We start from the raw sequence: 17598 nt of genomic DNA on the forward strand, positions 1-17598 counted from the left end.
CCTTTCGCATGTTTACATTAGGTTATTACCACCAACCCTTTTTAGATATTGGTGCGATAATTTCCTCTTCTTCCTCTGTATGAACAGTTAAAATTTGATAATTTTCAGACGTACACTTTATAGAAATTGATCCGTTTTTACTTGTTTGGTAAATATCTATCCAGGTTTCTTGAAGACGTTCCAAAACGGTTTCACTTGGCCGAACACCCATTTTATGAAACAGTATCGCAATTTGCGGGTCTACTTCTTTTAAAAACTCTTGTGATGTTCCAAAAGGACTACCAAAGTCAGCTACTTTCAATATAGCCGATTTAAGTGAGTATTGCTCTGCTAACTGCCTTTCAACTGCTTCATTAGCCACTCCCATATAAAGTGTCCGTTGTTTTCCATATGTAAAGGAAATAACAAAGGCTTGTTCACTATTACCCTCTTCACCCGCATAATAAACCTCAGTAACTAAATTAGGAAGTAGCTCTCTTTGTACCCCAACATCCCATCCTTCAATAATGTCTCCATTCACCTGAAATTTGCTTTTTAAATCTTCCTCCAACCCTTTAGGAACAATTATTTTATTAACTGAGTAATTTGATAGTAACCAGGAAACATTCCCGATATACTCTTGTTTATTATTTACTAATACAAGAGCGTCTATCTCTTGAACGTCATAGATATCTAGCCTTCTTGCTAACTCCTGCTCTGATGATTTCTCACCTGTTCCTATTAAAATTGCTCCACCTTTACCAGATTGAATCAAAGTTGCCTCACCATTTGTAATATCAAAGTATGTAAAAGCAACTTCCTCATCAGTCAAATTTAAATCAACTTCAACCTTATCAACGTCACCAACATTTTTTGCTACAGGTTCGTATGCACAACCGAACATAATAAGCATAGAAAAAATGCATACGAATCCCGATAGAATCATACGCATAATGATCCCCTCCCATTTTCACTTTGCACAAATAGTCTACGACAAAAAGAGGAAATTTATGTTCCCTTTTGCAATGACTTACAAATTAAAATATTCTGGAGGAGATCTCTAATTGTATTAAAGCCAGTCTTTAATATCTTCAATAAGATTATTCATTGTCCCTTCTTGAACCTGCAATGGAGGAAGTGATTTGATGAACGAAGATCCATACCGTGTTGTTATGATTCGCTTATCCAAAACAATAACAACACCCCTGTCATTTTCCGTTCGAATTAGACGTCCAAAACCTTGCTTAAATCGTAAAATTGCCTGTGGTAAGGATAAAGCCATAAATGGGTTTTTCCCCTGTTCCTTAAGCATTTCTGATTTTGCTTCTATTAAAGGTTGATCTGGTGGTGAAAATGGTAGCCTTACAATGACTAAGCAACTCAAATCTTCCCCAGGTAAATCAATTCCTTCCCAGAATGTACTAGTTCCAAAAAGAATAGACTTTTCATGTTGCTTAAAGGTTTTCATTAACTTCGCTCGAGAGCTACTATTAATCCCCTGTCCAATTAGAATAAATTCCTCATCCTCCTGAAGTAATGATTTCAGCAGGTAATAAGCTTGTTTTAACATATCAAATGATGTAAACAAGACAAGCATTCTACCATTCGTTATTACGGCAACCTTTTTTATTTTATGGACGATGTCTTCAATAAAGACTGAATCATCTACTTCTTTAATATTCAATACATCTTGTGGTATATAAAGCTTAGCTTGTTTTTCATAATCGAATGGAGAATCAATCATCTTTGTCATTGGTCCAAAGTCTTCTAAACCAAGACGATCGATTAAGTAAGAAAACGACCCCTTGATTGTCAATGTAGCTGATGTTAAGACTACACTTTTTTTATTAGAAAAGAATTGATCTGCAAGAATTTCTGAAACATCAACCGGCTTACTATATAAATAAGTTGCATTTCTAGCGCCCTTGGAATCTACCTCAACCCAATACACAGACTCCGGATCATGCTCTAATAATAGTTGTTCTAATTTATCACGTTCTTCGTATACTTGATCAACCATTCCTGAAAGACTTGTCAAAAATCCTTTTTCTTTTATAGAACTTCGCTCTTTAAAAAGCTCAGCTTCAGCAAGCATTGATTTTACTAATAAGGAAAAGTCCTTACAAATCATAATTGTTCGGTATGAACATTCAAGAATCGCCTGCCAGAGTGGGTCTTCTTCTTCATGAGAATTAAATCTATAGCTAATTCTTCCGACTTCAGTTTTCGATATGTTTCTTTTATTTAATACATAAGAGCGTATCATTCGAAATAGCTCATCTAATTCAACTCTTACTTCATCCAACTTTTCGTCAATTTTATGAAACATAGTCTCATTCTTTTGAACACTGTATTTAATAAAAAGGTCTTTCACTCTATTTAAACTATCTCCACTCGAGGACTTACCGATACGGTTCAGAAGATGAGAAAATGAAACATAGTCACTATGTAAACCTAAATGGTCACTTGCCGATTCTTCAAAATGATGAGCCTCATCAATAACTGCAAAAGAATACTTCGGTAAAATAGAATGACCCTGTGCCAGGTCTGTCATCACTAATGCATGATTGGTAATGATTAAGTCAGACTGCTCGGCATTTCTCCTTGCTCGCTGGTAAAAGCATTTCGTAATCCACGGACAGTTTCGCCCTAGACACGTACTCGCATCACTTTTCACTTGATGCCAATAGTTCCGACCACCGGATGGTAAATTTAACTCTTCAACATCTCCATGTGTTGTCTCAGTTAACCAAACTAGAATTTGCCCTTTGGATAAAATTGTATCGTAATTATCATTTGTATGGTCAGCTAGGCTTTGCTCAAATTTACGTAAGCATAAATAATGATTTCTTCCCTTTAACAGAGAAGCTGTAACGTTAAAGGGAGCAACTTTTTTTAATAAAGGAATATCTCTTTCAAGTAACTGCTGTTGCAAAGGAATCGTTTTTGTACTAATAATAACAGACTGTTTCTCTTGTTTTGAGAAAAAGGCCGCAGGCAATAAATAAGCCAATGATTTACCTGTCCCAGTCCCAGCTTCAATTAATAGGTGCTGCCTTTCACGAAGTGCTTCAGCGACCATTTCACTCATTTCTTCCTGTCCATCACGTCTTTCGTACGAACCGAAGGCTTTTGCTAAAGAACCTTCTTCACCAAATATTTGTGATTGATACGTTTCAAAATCATCGGTAGTCTCAACATGTTCTCGTTTAACCTCAAAAGGCTTTCGAAAGGCAAGCTGTCGATAATGTTCAATTTCATCGTTTGTTTCTGTTTTTGTTAGTTTATCCCTTATAATACTTATAACAATATCTTCAATATCACTAATCAAATATGAGGTTAGCGGCTCTAATTGTTGTAGTGTTAATAAAGGTAATGATTGAAGCTTTTCTAGAAAGAATAATAATATTTCACCAGTAACTTCTGCATCACTATCTGCTTGATGAGGTCTTTCGTGTGTTATATTTAAAGAGGTAGCTAATTCATTTAACTTATATCCATTTTGCGAAGGCAAAAGAAGACGAGCCAACTCGACAGTGTCGATAAACTGGCCCTCAAATAAAGATAAATTAACTAATTCTAGTTGTTTCTGTAGAAATGATAAATCAAACGCAACATTATGCGCTACAAAAACTGAACCTTCTAACATCGAAAGTAATTCTGGTACTACCTCAGCAAATGATGGTGCATTTATAACCATATGTTCTGAAATCCCAGTTAACCCTTGAATAAACTGTGGTATAGGTTGCTCTGGATTTACAAATGTGGATAGTCGTTCGACAATCTCACCATTTTCTATGGCAACTGCTCCAATTTGAATGATACGGTCCCCTTTTTCTACAGAGTGACCAGTTGTTTCAATGTCAACGACAACATACCTTTGTTTAAGCATTTCTCCACCTCATCGTACAAATCCAACCACAGCTTCATTTTGTTATCTGTTATTAATGAATTTTGTGAACTCGCTCAATCAATGGATGATTCAATATTGATTTACTACTTCCCATTAATACAGCTTGTATTTGTTGATGTTCACCCCATGTCTTTAGTAACCATAAATAAGAAATGAAGATGTTTACATCGGTCGGATTCCTTTCTATTAATGCAGTAAATAATTCTTTAGACTTTGAACGTTCATCTAATAATCCATAATTCCATGCTAATCCATGATTTACGGTATGATCTGTATACCCTAAAGTAACTAAGCGCTTATAACAATGCAAGGCTGCAAGATAATAGCCCAGCCATTCAAATTCATATGCAAGAGCTAGTAGGAATTCTTTTGTTTCTGCTATTTGTAATGCAGACATCCAAGCTTCAAACGCTTTTGTTGGTTGCTCCAACATCGAATAACAACGCCCTAAATAATAATAAGATTCCCCATCTTCTCCTATTAGCTTAATCGATTTCTTAAAATACGGAATAGCTAAATGAGGTTCGTCTAAATTATAGTGGCACATTCCTATATTATACACAACATCAGAATTCATTGTAAGTGACAGTGCTTTCTCATAAAATGTTAACGCCTCATCAAATTGTTGATGCTGAGAATGTAAACAGCCAAGACCAACATATGCAAAATGCTTTTCAATCATAGATGGGCGTAAGTGTAGTAAGTATAGAAATGTTTCTTTAGCTTGATCAAATTTATTCGTATATAATTGAGAAAACCCAATATATAATTGTAATAATTCTTGATGTTTCCAAAATTTGTTTTTCTCTTTCTGGAATTCAACAATTGCATGATCAAACATATTCAGTTTGAAATAAGATGTTCCTTTCGATGTATACGTTGTTACACTTTCATCAACATCATCTATTTCCTCTTCAAGTAAATTCACTTTCTCTTCCATCTCTGCCCATGTATCTAGTGCAAATTCAGTGGCTGTATGAAGCGTTTTTAACTGCTTCTGTTTCTCTTCATCACTTATATATTTATGGGTCTGTTTTAATGACTGGTAAACAGTTTCCCATTGCTTCCTCCATTGTTCCATAAAAAAATCCCCCTCTCATTGGGTCTTTAAAAACAGTCTTCAACCAATAAGAGGGGAATATGCATATTATAATACGGTAGAAGCTGGCTCCGTACCTAACATTTCAACGATTTGATTGTTCTGATCCATTATCGCGACCTTTGGCTCATGCTGTGAGCGCTTTTCTTCAGCAATCATTGCATATGAAATGACAATAATTACATCATCCTTTTGAACTAAGCGAGCTGCTGCTCCGTTCAAACAAAAAACCTTGCTACCACGAGGGCCTGCAATTACATACGTTTCAAAACGAGCACCATTATTATTATTTACAATTTGAACTTTTTCATTTTCTATAATATCGACAGCATCTAATATATCTTCATCAATTGTAATACTTCCAACATAATTTAAATCCGCTTCAGTAACTCTTGCGCGGTGAATTTTTGACTTCATTAGTGTACGAAACATTCTTATTTTCCTCCCTCAATTTAAACAGCCTCTTAGCGGCTTTTCTCTACTTATTTAAAACAAGCTCTATACGTCAAATGTCAAATTGTCAATCAGCCTGGCGCTTGAGTATTTGAGTGCTACGGCAATAATAATTCTGCCTTTAAGCTGTGTAATTTGTTGTAGTTCTGGGTATGTTAACACTTGTACATAGTCTAATTCTCCACTTGTTACGTCAACAATAGATGTTATTATACTTTGAACAACTGTCTCTGTGTTAGATTCACCCTGTCGAATCATATCCTTAGCCTGTAAAAGGCTTTTATAAATAACTGGAGCTTCTTTGCGCTCCGTAGTTGTTAAATTTACATTTCTAGAGCTTTTTGCTAAACCGTCCTCTTCTCTTAATGTATCACAAGGAACGACCTCTACTGCTAAATTAAAATCGCGAACAAGCATTTCAATTACGGCAACCTGTTGAGCATCCTTCATACCAAAATAAGCACGCTCAGGAGTAACAATATTAAATAATTTTAATACAACAGTTGCTACACCATCAAAATGACCTGGTCTGCTCTTCCCGCATAGTACATCTACTCCTTGTGTAACAGCAATTTTCATTGCAGATTCGGAAGGATACATATCAGCTACTTGCGGGAAAAATAAAATATCTACGTTTGCATTTTCAGCCAGTTGTTTATCTCTATCAAAATCCCGAGGATATTTATCGAAGTCTTCATTAGGACCAAATTGTAGAGGATTAACAAATATACTCATGACAACGATATCATTTTCTTTCGTCGCACGATCTACAAGGCTCAAATGACCTTCGTGTAAATAACCCATAGTCGGCACAAACCCAACGGTTTTTCCCTCTTTTTTAAAAGAACCGATTAGTTCTTGTAACAATCCAATTTCGGACACAATTTTCATTTATTTTACTCCCCCATACAAATGACCAAGCTGATCCTCACTCATTGTAAAGGTATGTTTCTCTTCAGGAAAGCTAGAATTTTTCACTTCTTTTACATATTCTTCAATTGCCTGATGAATGATAGGAGTAATATTGTTATATTTCTTTACAAACTTAGGAACAAAGTCGCCACCATAGCCAATCACATCATGGTAAACAAGTACCTGACCATCAGTTTGAGCACCAGCACCAATTCCGATCACTGGAATCGTTAAAACTTCACTAATATATTCAGCAATTTGCTTTGGAACACATTCTAAAACGAGAGAAAATGCTCCCGCTTTTTCAACTGCTTTTGCATCTTCAATTAATTGCTTCGCACTATCCGCATCTTTCCCTTGAACACGATACCCACCTAATACACCTACAGATTGTGGTGTTAATCCTAAATGAGCTACAACAGGGACGCCTGCATTTGTAAGGCTTTCAATAGTTGATATAACTTCTCCATTGCCTTCAAGCTTGACTGCATGAGCACCCGCCTCCTGCATTAAGCGACGAGCATTTGCCATCGTTTCAGAAAGGGACCCATGATACGTAAGAAACGGCATATCCGTTACAACAAATGTATCCTTAGCACCTCTGCGTACAGCCTTCGTATGCAATACCATATCGTCCAATGTAACAGGTACAGTTGAGTCATACCCTAAAACAACCATTCCTAACGAATCTCCAACAAGGATAATATCAACCCCTGCACCTTCTACAATTCTAGCTGATGGTGCATCATACGCTGTAATCATCGCAATTGGCTCTTTGTTTTTCTTCATTTTAGTAAAATCTGTTGTTGTCTTCATTCACGTTCCTCCTTTTCATATCAGAGGAAGATAAATAAACCGACATAATAAAATCCTTCTCTCAACAAAATGGAAAGAAGGATTGTACATACAAAATAACGGTTTAGATCATCCCTCTGTCCTAGTCCCTCATGGATCAAGGCAGAAATTTCTTTTTTTGAGAAAACCATCTAAAGTGATTTTCATAGGTTAAACTTGCTAATGCTTTGAACCAGAAAGAGTGTCATATGGTGTAGTTCCAACAAGGATACTACCCAATAGCTAGAGTATAACAAAAATGATCTAATTTGTGACAATCTTTTTTTAAAAGATTGTTTTTTTACCTTTAGATATTGCAATAAGTGCAGTTCTTATAATTTCTACTTATCGAAAATAAAAGTCATTTCAAACCTTTTAACTCAACTCAATATCAGCTGAATAGATAGGATGAATCGTTCCTTGTGCATCTTCAAGAAGAAGAACACCGTCATTCGTAATCCCTTTGGCATAGCCAATTAAAACACCTTTCACTGTTGTTGCTTTTATTTGCTTACCTAAACTAACTGCATAGGATTCCCAAAGTGGTTTAATAATGTCAAAGCCATGTTCAAGGTATTTAACATATAAACTTTCTAGCTCTTCAAAGATAGAACGAATTAGTGCCGCACGATTTATTTCTTCATTCTTTTCAATACATAATGATGTAGCAATATCACGAATATCTGACGGAAACTGTTCACGTTTGTGATTCACATTAATTCCTATCCCGATAATAACCGAATGAACACAATCTGGTTCTGACTGCATTTCAGTTAGGATTCCGACAATTTTTTTTCCTTTTAACAAAATATCATTAGGCCATTTTATTTCACATTGAAGCCCTGTTGCTTTTTCAATACCTTGTACTACAGCAACTGCTGCTAGTAATGTAAGCTGAGGTGCTTGTTGTGGTGGAATTTGCGGACGTAAAATCAAACTCATATATACGCTTGTCCCCATTGGAGAATGCCAAACTCGCCCGAGTCTCCCCTTCCCCTTCGTCTGCTCGTCACTAATTACGACATGTCCTTCAACAGCGTTTTCTTGAGCAAGACGGTGAGCAAGCTCTTGAGTTGAAGTTACCGACTCCTGAAACGTTATCTCTTTCCCAATCGTATTCGTATGTAACCCAACTTTTATTTCTTGTGGTGAAATCGAATTTGGTCTACTGACGATTCTATATCCTTTTCGCGGAACGGCCTCTAACTCATAACCAGACTTGCGCAATTCTTCAATATGCTTCCATATCGCAGTTCTTGAGCACCCTAATAATTCACTAATTTTCTGTCCTGATACAAATCCATCCTCATGCTCTAGTAAAATTTCTAATAATTTTTGTCTCAATTTACATCCCCCCTTACCTTCAATAATTGTAGGATTTCACTGCGGTTATTGCTGATTTTATTAGATATAACAGCTAACTCTATAAATTGTATGGAATCCTCAATCCATTTACCAGGTACCCTTTGAAATTCTTTTTGTAAGTCATTTCCATTAATGACTAATTCACTTCTGTTTTTTATCGGCAATTGGTCATAGCGAGATATTAAATCCACTGACGGTTCCCCTAGACCCAACTGTGATTTAATTTTCTCCACAGATTGAATTGTTTTAATACCATGCTGATATAAGTCATAATCACTCCATTTATTGGTCATAATAAGAAGAGGTAGCATTTCTCCAACCTTTTTTTGAAGCTTGTTTGACTTTTTGATTATTGTAAGATATTCTTTCCAATTATCTTTCGCAAAGAGATATGTAAGTAAAGTCCAGAACTCTTCTTCATTTGAAAATACAGATGAATCTAAATTACTTAACCATTCTAACCCTTCTACATGTAAAAATGGTATGTATTTATGTAACCCTGTTTCTTTTAGTAAAAGAAGCCCCTTAGTTACATAAGAGCCAGCCATCATTTTCTCAAACTCAGTCACAACTCTCTCAATTGCCACACTATTGAGAAGATAACTTAGCTCAGTTGTTGTTACTTTTGTTTCTGAATGAAGACTAAATCCTAGCTCCGCCACAAAACGAATTCCACGTAAAAGCCGTAAAGGATCTTCTGTAAATCGCTTTACCGAATCACCTACTGAGCAAATCAATTGTTGTTCTATATCACGATGACCTTCAATCGGGTCTATTAATCTAAAGTCCTTATCCATTGCAATAGCATTCATTGTAAAATCACGATGATAAAGGTCCTCTTCAATCGTAATTTTCTCGCTAGCACTAAAATTACTCGAACGATAACTAGTTACTTCAAATGTCTCCTCATTAAACTTAACTATGACAGTACCATGTTCTTTCCCTAATGGAATTACTGAAGAGAAAATTCTAAGTACCTGATCAGCTGTCGCAGAGGTAGCAATGTCTATGTCGTGAATCGGACGGCCTATTAAATAATCACGCACAGACCCACCAACAAAATAAGCTTCATGTCCGTTTTTTTCTAGTTTCTCAATAATATTGATACCCGATTGAAAGTTCTCCTTCATAATATCCGCCCTTACTCTAATGCTTTTTCATAAACATTTTCATAATGCTGAACGATTTTGTCTGAATGGAATTTCTCTTGAACTTGTTGTAATGATTTTTCCGACATCTCTTTATGTAGACTAGAATTACTTAATAACTCAATCGCTCGTTTTGCTATACTATCAATATCACCAACTTCACACGTGAATCCAGTTTTATGATTTAATACTACTTCAGGAATACCGCCAATATTAGTCCCAATGACAGGAACACCACACGCCATTGCTTCAAGAGCAACTAGTCCAAAACTTTCTTTTTCTGAAAGTAGTAGCATTAAATCACTAATTGATAAAATTTCAGCCACTCGCTTTTGATTACCAAGAAATAAAACTCTCTCTTCAATGCCATATTCCTTAACTAGTCGACATGCAACTGTAAGCTCAGGACCATCACCAATGAGTAGTAGCTTTGCTGGTATCTGTTCTTGTATTTTCGCAAAGCTTTTTACAATATCCGATACGCGTTTGACTGGTCTAAAATTTGATATATGTACAATTACCTTTTCATTCTCCTGTATACCATAATCCTTTTTCAACCCTGTCGATTCCTTCTTGAAATACACTCGTTCATCTATAAAATTATATATAGTTTCAATTTCTTTTGTTGTATCAAGAAGAGAATGGGTTTCCTTTCCTAAATCATCTGAAACCGCAGTCACTGCATCTGATTGTTCGATAGCAAAACGTATTAATTCACTTAAAGACGGATCATAACCGAGCACTGTAATATCTGTTCCATGTAAGGTCGTCACAATCTTCAAATGGTCCCCTACCATTTGCTTTGCAAGATAGGCACAAATTGCATGTGGTACAGCATAGTGTACATGCAATAAATCTAGATTTTGCCTTTTGGCTATCTCTGCCATTTTACTAGCTAACGTTAAATCATATGGAGGATATTGAAAGACTGAATACTGATTTACCTCTACTTCATGGTAATAGATATTTGGGTAAACCTTATCTAGACGAAAGGGCACACTTGAAGAGATAAAGTGTATCTCATGCCCTCTTTCAGCTAATAATTTCCCAAGCTCAGTTGCAATAACACCCGAGCCCCCTACTGTTGGATAACAGCTTATTCCTATTTTCCACTTCTTCATTTTCTCTCTCCTAATAAATCGTGAATAAGTAATGGTTCATTTTGTATAAAACCTTCCCCAAATTGTACAGAGACCATTTTCCCAAACAGCTTTTCACGAGATTGAACGGTTTCTATATACCCATTCGTTAATGGTGTATCAACCGATTGTTCCGTTTTGCTAAACTGACTTTCATATGCATGCAAACTAGCTTCCTTCACACTCATGTATTCTGAAATATCAATAATGAAGCTGGGCCTGTCAAAACCATTGATCATATAATGAAACACCTGCTTCACACGATGCGGAGGTAAAGTAAGTGAATCTATGTATTTTCGAATTCCTGCATTAAAAACCGCCTCTTTGACGATTCGTGCACATTGACCATGATCAGGATGACGATCAATTTCATATGGGACAAACACGAGTTTAGGCTGATATTTCCGAAGCACTGACACAACCTGTGATAATTGTTCGCTATCTCCCGTTAATCCTCGATCAGGAAACTCTAATTGAATACGTCTAGTTAGTCCTAGTATTTCGGCAGCTTTCTTCGCCTCTTCCTGTCTTTGTTCGACTGTTCCATTCGAAGATAATTCAGCTTTTGTTAAATCACAAATTCCAACTTTATAACCTTCCGCTGCATATTTAGCAAGTGTGCCTCCCATTCCGATTTCCACATCATCAGGGTGAGCACCGAATGCTAAAATATCTACTTCGTCTATGTGGTGTTCCATATTACGAGTTTCCTACTTTATTTGTAAATTTACGCCACTCAAACTCCCCACGACTTAAACCATGAATAAGAATTTCAGCAGTTGCCATATTCGTCGCTAATGGAATCGAATGTACATCACATAATCTAATTAGTGCCGTAACATCCGGCTCATGTGCTTGTGCCGTTAAAGGGTCTCTAAAAAAGATAATCAGGTCAAATTTATTTTCTGCTACAAGTGCACCAATTTGTTGGTCACCACCAAGTGGCCCTGATAGAAAGCGTGTAACGTCTAATTTAGTTGCTTCCATAATTTTTGTCCCTGTTGTACCAGTAGCATAGAGCTCGTGCTGTTCTAAAATATGTTTGTAGGCTAATGCAAACTGGATAATTAAATCCTTCTTCTTATCATGAGCGATCAAAGCAATCCTCATTGTCATCACCTACTCAATAATATTTTCTAAACCATACACCAACGTATCAATCTTCATAACCGTCTCAACAGATAATCGAATTCCTGGCATGAAGGATGAACGATGAATCGAATCGTGACGAATTGTTAACGTTTGTCCTTCTCCACCAAAGAGTACAGACTGATGAGCGACAAGCCCTGGCAAACGGACACTATGTATGCGCATCCCCTCAAAATCAGCTCCTCTTGCACCTGCAAGCTCTTCCTTTTCATCCGGGTGTCCTTGTTGTTTAGCTTCTCTTACTTCCGAAATTAACTGGGCCGTTTTGATTGCTGTACCTGAAGGAGCATCTAATTTCTTATCATGATGTTGTTCGATAATTTCAATATCCGGTAAATATTTTGCTGTCATCTGTGAAAACTTCATCATTAAAATAGCTCCGATTGCAAAGTTAGGAGCTATAATTGCACCTAATCCTTTAGATTCTGAAATTTGACGGAGTTCAGTTATGTCTTGATCGGTAAATCCAGTTGTTCCAACGACAGGACGAACCCCATTATCAAATGCTATTTCCATATGCTTACGTCCTACTTTTGGTGTTGTTAAATCAACAAGTACATCAGCTTTGTTTTCAGTAAGACATTTTGACATATCCTCATAAATTTTCACTGGTAAAGCCGGTTGACCTTCGACTTCTTCTAAAAGCTTTCCACCATTTCTTGAATCAACCACAGCCACTAACTCAAAGTGTTCTGTTTCTGATACCATTTTTACTGCTTCTGCTCCCATTTTTCCTCTTGGTCCTGCGATTACTACTTTAATCATTTTTTCAGTCATTGTCTTATTCTCCTTCTTCTATTCTAGTCCAACGGTCTTTATCACGTGTTCTAAATTTCTCCATTACTAAATCAAAAGCCTCTTCTAAATCAATATTTAGTGAGTTAGCGAAACAAATAAGAACAAAAAAGAGATCACCCATCTCCTGCTCCATTGAACGTTCTTCTTCGTCAGACTTTTTTGGTTTTTCTCCATAGTAATGATTAACTTCCCGAGCAAGCTCCCCTAACTCTTCTGTCATTCTTGCAAGCATTGCTAGCGGGCTAAAATACCCTTCTTTAAATTGACCTATGTGTAAGTCAACTTCCTTTTGTAAATCCTCTAAGCTTCGACTCTCTCTAGACATTTTGATCACCTCACCTCTTCACTATGACACATAACATGTTTCTAGTTTGAATTAATCGTCCAGTTATTGCATACTCTACTTGTTCATGTTAGCTAATTAGAGGAGATTTGACAAATATTTATCTAGTTTGCTGATAATTTTCTTATCTATTATAATATAATCTGCACTATGTAGTACCAAAAGGGTAAAATATTTCATAAAGTACTGCCTAAAATATAAATATTAAAAAATTTAAAGGACTTGGTTAAGATGCCGTATCGTTTAAAGCTCAAAAATATTATTTTTATTTTAATTGGGTCAGCCATTCTATCTTTTGGTTTAGTCTATTTTAATATGCAAAATAACCTTGCTGATGGTGGATTTACTGGAATTACACTTATCTTATTTTTTATCTTTAATTTTGACCCTGCTATTTCTAATTTACTATTAAATATCCCAATATTTTTTATAGGTTGGAAGATATTAGGTAAAACTACATTCATTTATACTCTCATCGGTACATTAGGAGTTTCATTATTTTTATTTATATTTCAAAAGTACGAAGTCGTATATATCCCTTTACACGACGATCTTACTTTAGCAGCCTTGTTTGCTGGTGTATTTATCGGTGTAGGTCTCGGGATTGTGTTCCGTTATGGAGGTACGACAGGTGGAGTCGATATTATAGCCAAATTAGGATTTAAATACATCGGCTGGAGTATGGGTAAAACAATGTTCATCTTTGATGCTTGCGTTATTGCTTCATCGCTATTTTATTTAAATTATCGTGAAGCGATGTATACGCTACTAGCTGTCTTTATCGCTGCAAAAGTAATAGACTTTATGCAACAAGGAGCGTATTCAGCGAAAGCATCATTTATTATTTCTGATAAAATACCAGAGATATCTTCTGCCATTTTAAGAGAAATGGACCGAGGAGCTACTGTATTAAAAGGAAAAGGAAGCTTTACTGGCGTAGATAAGGATGTACTATACTGTGTTGTTGGTCGAAATGAGCTTATGCGTTTAAAAAACCTAGTCGAACGATACGACCCACATGCCTTTGTGACAGTAAATGATGTACAAGATGTGATTGGAGAAGGATTTACACTAGATGAGAATAAGAAACCGATAGAACCATGAGTATTAGAACAATGCTGAATTATGGATTGTTAGTTATGAATTAATGTACAAAAATAGCTAATTGCCATTTTGTTTTGCTTTTCTCATTCATAATTCATCACTCATAACTCGTCATTAATAAGAAAAAGAGAAATCCAAATGGATTTCTCTTTTTCTTATTAATCGTCGCTGTTCATTCCGATATACATTAGTATGAAACGAACTAGCTCTAGAAGTGCAACTAGCGCTGCTGCTACGTATGTTAATGCTGCTGCATTAAGTACTTTTTTCGTGTCACGTTCTTCCTCATTACGAATAACTCCAGATGATACTATTTGATGCATGGCACGATTTGATGCATCGAATTCAACTGGTAGTGTTACAAGTTGGAAAAGAACTGCTGCTGCCATTAATACAATACCTAGTAAAAGGAAGCCAGAACTTCCTAACAATATACCTGCTAAAATAATAAAGAATGATGCGTTTGAACCAAAGCTTGCTGCTGGTACTAGTGCTGAACGGAAACGAAGGAATGCATATTCTTCAGCATCCTGCATTGCGTGTCCTACTTCATGAGCTGCTACTGCTGCACCAGCAACTGATGTGCCATGATAGTTCTCCGTAGAAAGGCGAACCACTTTAGAACGCGGGTCGTAGTGATCAGTTAATTTCCCTCCAACCTCTTCTATACGAACATCATAAAGTCCATTTTCATCCAAGATTTTTCTTGCTACTTGTGCACCTGTCATACCTGAAGAAGCAGGTACTTGTGAATACTTCTTATAGGCTTTCTTTACTTTCATTTGAGCCCAAATAGGTAGACCGATAATAAGTGCAAAATAAATTAAAATTTCCATACTGACGTTTCACCTCGATGTACACTTTTTCCTATTATATTATATAGATAATCAAGAAAAGTCAATGTTAAAGCTTTTTTGGGGAAGACACCTATTCATTTCTATCTTCTACCTTTACCCTCTTCTTTTCAGCCTTATACTTTTTGTACCCAACATAAGATAATGAAGTTAGAATCATACCTCCTATTGTTAGCATAACCCAAAGTAATGAAGGATCTGCACTATCTTTTTGAACTCTTTCATACATTTGAATGAAGTCCTCTTCTAATGAATCTAAATGCTCAATTCTGGACTTGTCAGCAATAAATTCAGTACGGTAACGATTAATAAATTGTATATGTGCTTCAATTCTTTGAAATTGGTGAGGCTGTAAATCTAACATGATCGCAGGTCTAATCATTTGATATTGTCTTAAAAACTGATTCGTTTCATGTTGAAATGCTTGTGAATCTCCTTCTTTTGCAGCTTGTCTCATTTGTTTAATTGACTTCATTACCATATCTTGTGAGTTTAGCCAAAGTGGATTGTGTTCAGTCGTTAACGCATCAATCGCTAAACGTAATTCCATTACTAATAATACTCTTTCGTCTTTTCCTAATGAAACCGCATTTACAGCACCCATCGCTTCATTAAAACTGTTTGTTACGACTCTTAAATCATTCATCGAAATAGATGTATCATCAAAATTAATAGAAAGAAATTGTTTCGAGAAATAATTCATTAATTGCTTAGCTTCTTCTAATTTTTCTTCTCGTACAAGCTGCAATATTTTATCTGACGTCTGATTCAGTTCTTTCCATTTATTTTCATCTACTCCATTTTCAGCACTAACAGAAAAATTCATTGATAAAATAAGTACTATTGCAAGAATTAACGCACGCATACAACCGTCCCTCCTCTTTCTTCTAATCTATTCCTATGAAGAAATGGACAAGAGTAGACCAGAAAAGGGACAAGTTTTTTAATATAATAAGTCGCTTTTTCTTTACACTATATCAAGCTTTAAACGTTCCTTCCTAACTCCTAAAAGATAAACAATTGCTAATGAAAATATACTCAACCAGAATGTAAAGTAACCTATATGTGCTACATACTCATTAAGACTACTTGAAACCCATGGATGCATCATATATACATAATCAATTACATCATTATGAAGAGTCCATACAGCGACTACTAATAAATGCCACACTTTTATCCGATAAAATGGCGCATACAAAACTGCCTGTAAGGCCATCCCAAAATGTGAAGCAATTAACATATAATTTTGCCAACCTAATGTAGCACCAGCTACACCAGCTGCTACATTCATAACAACAGCCCATAGCCCATACTTAATTAATGTAACTGCCGCTAACGCCTCTAGTAATCCTATATTTCTTCCAGCAAGAAATGCCAAAATGACAAATAAAAAGAACAAACTTGCCGTTGGACTATCAGGAACAAAAAGTAGAAAATGTGAGGGCGTAATGGTCAATTGTCCTACATACCACCAGTAGCCATAGAGTGTCCCAAAAAAATTAATGATAAATAATGTGGCTAATACCCATCTCTTTTTAAAAAAAGATAAAACAGAAGTCATTTTTTCTTTTCCTTTCTTAGAACACATATTCAACCATCTTTAAAAAATTAATCGTATTTCTATTCTTTCTTATGAACATTGTCTCATACTAAAATATGTAAAATACTAGAAAAGAAGGCTAGTAAAAAGAGCTGACTATAAAGTCAGCTCTTCCTCTTATTCTGCCGGATCGTGTCCGTCATTTTCGATAAATTCCGCTAAGACTCTTAGCTCTTCATCAGAACCACTGAAAGTACCACCTGGCATTGTACCGCGACCATTAGTTACGATATCTACTACTTCATCCGCCGTTAAGCCAGTACCAATTAAAGTTGGATAAGATCCACCTTCCATTTGGTTACCATGACAGCCTATACAAGCCATCTGCTGTGAATAGATTTCAAAACCATGTGCAGATTCATCAATGTCTACTTCAACAATCGCACCTTGTTGTGCTGCTGCTTCCCAGTCATGCTGGTCTACAGATTCCCAAGTTAAGTAAATTGTCGCAATAACTGCAAGAAGCATTAAACCACTTGCAATTGGACGTCTTCCTGGTTTTCTTTCTTTCCCAGTATCTAACCAAGGTGCTAATAATAGCGCACCAAAAGCTAATCCAGGAATAACTACAGCTCCAATTACAGTATAATCACCAGCTGCATACGGATATTTTAGAAGCTGATACAAGAATAAGAAGTACCAGTCAGGAAGTGGGATGTACCCTGAATCCGTAGGATCTGCCATACGCTCTAAAGGTGCAGGATGTGCAACCGTTAAAATTAAATAACCGATCAAGAATACGGCCCCTACCATCCATTCCTTTAAAAGAAAGTTTGGCCAAAAAGCTTCCGTTTTACCTGGATACTCAGAGTAATCCTTTGGAATATTTGGCTTTCTATTGTTCGCAGTTACACGAGAATCTCCTACGAACTTCATACCTTTTCCACGATGCATCGGTTTCCCTC

General features: G+C 36.1%; 18 protein-coding genes. 1 reads left to right on the top strand and 17 read right to left on the bottom strand.

Features of this window, described 5'->3' with window-relative positions; all coding sequences use genetic code 11:
• Nucleotides 1-25 precede the first annotated feature (25 nt).
• From CD003_RS09595 to CD003_RS09655, 13 genes are all read right to left on the bottom strand, one after another.
• On the bottom strand, nt 26-931 hold the full coding sequence (locus CD003_RS09595; protein ID WP_096200903.1) for a ComEC/Rec2 family competence protein: 906 nt from the start codon (nt 929-931) through the stop codon (nt 26-28).
• 117 nt (nt 932-1048) lie between these two features.
• Nucleotides 1049-3871 (bottom strand): ATP-dependent DNA helicase DinG, encoded by a 2823-nt coding sequence (dinG, locus tag CD003_RS09600; RefSeq protein WP_096200904.1) that lies wholly within the window; start codon nt 3869-3871, stop codon nt 1049-1051.
• A 52-nt stretch (nt 3872-3923) separates the two neighbouring features.
• A complete protein-coding gene (locus CD003_RS09605) occupies nt 3924-4973 on the bottom strand; it encodes a tetratricopeptide repeat protein (RefSeq protein ID WP_096200905.1) in 1050 nt (349 codons plus the stop codon).
• Between the two features lie 66 nt (nt 4974-5039).
• Nucleotides 5040-5423: an aspartate 1-decarboxylase gene (gene panD / locus CD003_RS09610; RefSeq protein WP_096200906.1), complete on the bottom strand. Its 384-nt coding sequence runs from the start codon at nt 5421-5423 to the stop codon at nt 5040-5042.
• A gap of 66 nt (nt 5424-5489) precedes the next feature.
• On the bottom strand, nt 5490-6335 hold the full coding sequence (gene panC / locus CD003_RS09615) for a pantoate--beta-alanine ligase (protein ID WP_096200907.1): 846 nt from the start codon (nt 6333-6335) through the stop codon (nt 5490-5492).
• Nucleotides 6336-7172: a 3-methyl-2-oxobutanoate hydroxymethyltransferase gene (gene panB / locus CD003_RS09620; RefSeq protein WP_096200908.1), complete on the bottom strand. Its 837-nt coding sequence runs from the start codon at nt 7170-7172 to the stop codon at nt 6336-6338.
• Between the two features lie 393 nt (nt 7173-7565).
• Nucleotides 7566-8534 (bottom strand): biotin--[acetyl-CoA-carboxylase] ligase, encoded by a 969-nt coding sequence (locus CD003_RS09625; RefSeq protein WP_096200909.1) that lies wholly within the window; start codon nt 8532-8534, stop codon nt 7566-7568.
• Nucleotides 8531-9685, bottom strand: coding sequence for a CCA tRNA nucleotidyltransferase (locus CD003_RS09630; RefSeq protein WP_096200910.1), 1155 nt, complete (start codon nt 9683-9685; stop codon nt 8531-8533). The genes CD003_RS09625 and CD003_RS09630 overlap by 4 nt, the downstream gene beginning before the upstream one ends.
• Before the next feature lie 11 nt (nt 9686-9696).
• Nucleotides 9697-10824 (bottom strand): N-acetyl-alpha-D-glucosaminyl L-malate synthase BshA, encoded by a 1128-nt coding sequence (gene bshA / locus CD003_RS09635; protein ID WP_096200911.1) that lies wholly within the window; start codon nt 10822-10824, stop codon nt 9697-9699.
• Entirely contained in the window at nt 10821-11540 is a 720-nt protein-coding gene (gene bshB1 / locus CD003_RS09640) for a bacillithiol biosynthesis deacetylase BshB1 (RefSeq protein WP_096200912.1), read from the bottom strand. The genes bshA and bshB1 overlap by 4 nt, the downstream gene beginning before the upstream one ends.
• 1 nt (nt 11541) lies before the next feature.
• Entirely contained in the window at nt 11542-11952 is a 411-nt protein-coding gene (locus CD003_RS09645; protein ID WP_096200913.1) for a methylglyoxal synthase, read from the bottom strand.
• 9 nt (nt 11953-11961) lie between these two features.
• Entirely contained in the window at nt 11962-12768 is an 807-nt protein-coding gene (gene dapB, locus CD003_RS09650; RefSeq protein WP_096200914.1) for a 4-hydroxy-tetrahydrodipicolinate reductase, read from the bottom strand.
• Between the two features lie 4 nt (nt 12769-12772).
• Nucleotides 12773-13114, bottom strand: coding sequence for a nucleotide pyrophosphohydrolase (locus CD003_RS09655; protein ID WP_096200915.1), 342 nt, complete (start codon nt 13112-13114; stop codon nt 12773-12775).
• A gap of 249 nt (nt 13115-13363) precedes the next feature.
• Between CD003_RS09655 and CD003_RS09660 the strand changes: the two genes are divergently transcribed.
• Nucleotides 13364-14236 carry a YitT family protein gene (locus tag CD003_RS09660; RefSeq protein WP_096200916.1) on the top strand — a complete coding sequence of 291 codons (873 nt, stop codon included), beginning with the start codon at nt 13364-13366 and terminating at the stop codon, nt 14234-14236.
• A gap of 158 nt (nt 14237-14394) precedes the next feature.
• Here CD003_RS09660 and CD003_RS09665 read toward each other — a convergent pair whose 3' ends face one another.
• From CD003_RS09665 to CD003_RS09680, 4 genes are all read right to left on the bottom strand, one after another.
• The gene (locus tag CD003_RS09665) at nt 14395-15072 is read right to left on the bottom strand and encodes a zinc metallopeptidase (protein ID WP_096200917.1); all 678 of its coding nucleotides are present in this window, start codon (nt 15070-15072) and stop codon (nt 14395-14397) included.
• A 91-nt stretch (nt 15073-15163) separates the two neighbouring features.
• Complete coding sequence (ypjB, locus tag CD003_RS09670; RefSeq protein ID WP_096200918.1) at nt 15164-15955, bottom strand: sporulation protein YpjB; 792 nt, start codon at nt 15953-15955, stop codon at nt 15164-15166.
• A gap of 102 nt (nt 15956-16057) precedes the next feature.
• Complete coding sequence (locus CD003_RS09675) at nt 16058-16654, bottom strand: DUF1405 domain-containing protein (RefSeq protein ID WP_096202315.1); 597 nt, start codon at nt 16652-16654, stop codon at nt 16058-16060.
• A gap of 156 nt (nt 16655-16810) precedes the next feature.
• A complete protein-coding gene (locus tag CD003_RS09680) occupies nt 16811-17587 on the bottom strand; it encodes a menaquinol-cytochrome c reductase cytochrome b/c subunit (RefSeq protein ID WP_096200919.1) in 777 nt (258 codons plus the stop codon).
• Nucleotides 17588-17598 lie beyond the last annotated feature (11 nt).

It is taken from the genome of Bacillus sp. FJAT-45350 (genome assembly GCF_002335805.1).
GTDB lineage: Bacteria > Bacillota > Bacilli > Bacillales > NISU01 > FJAT-45350.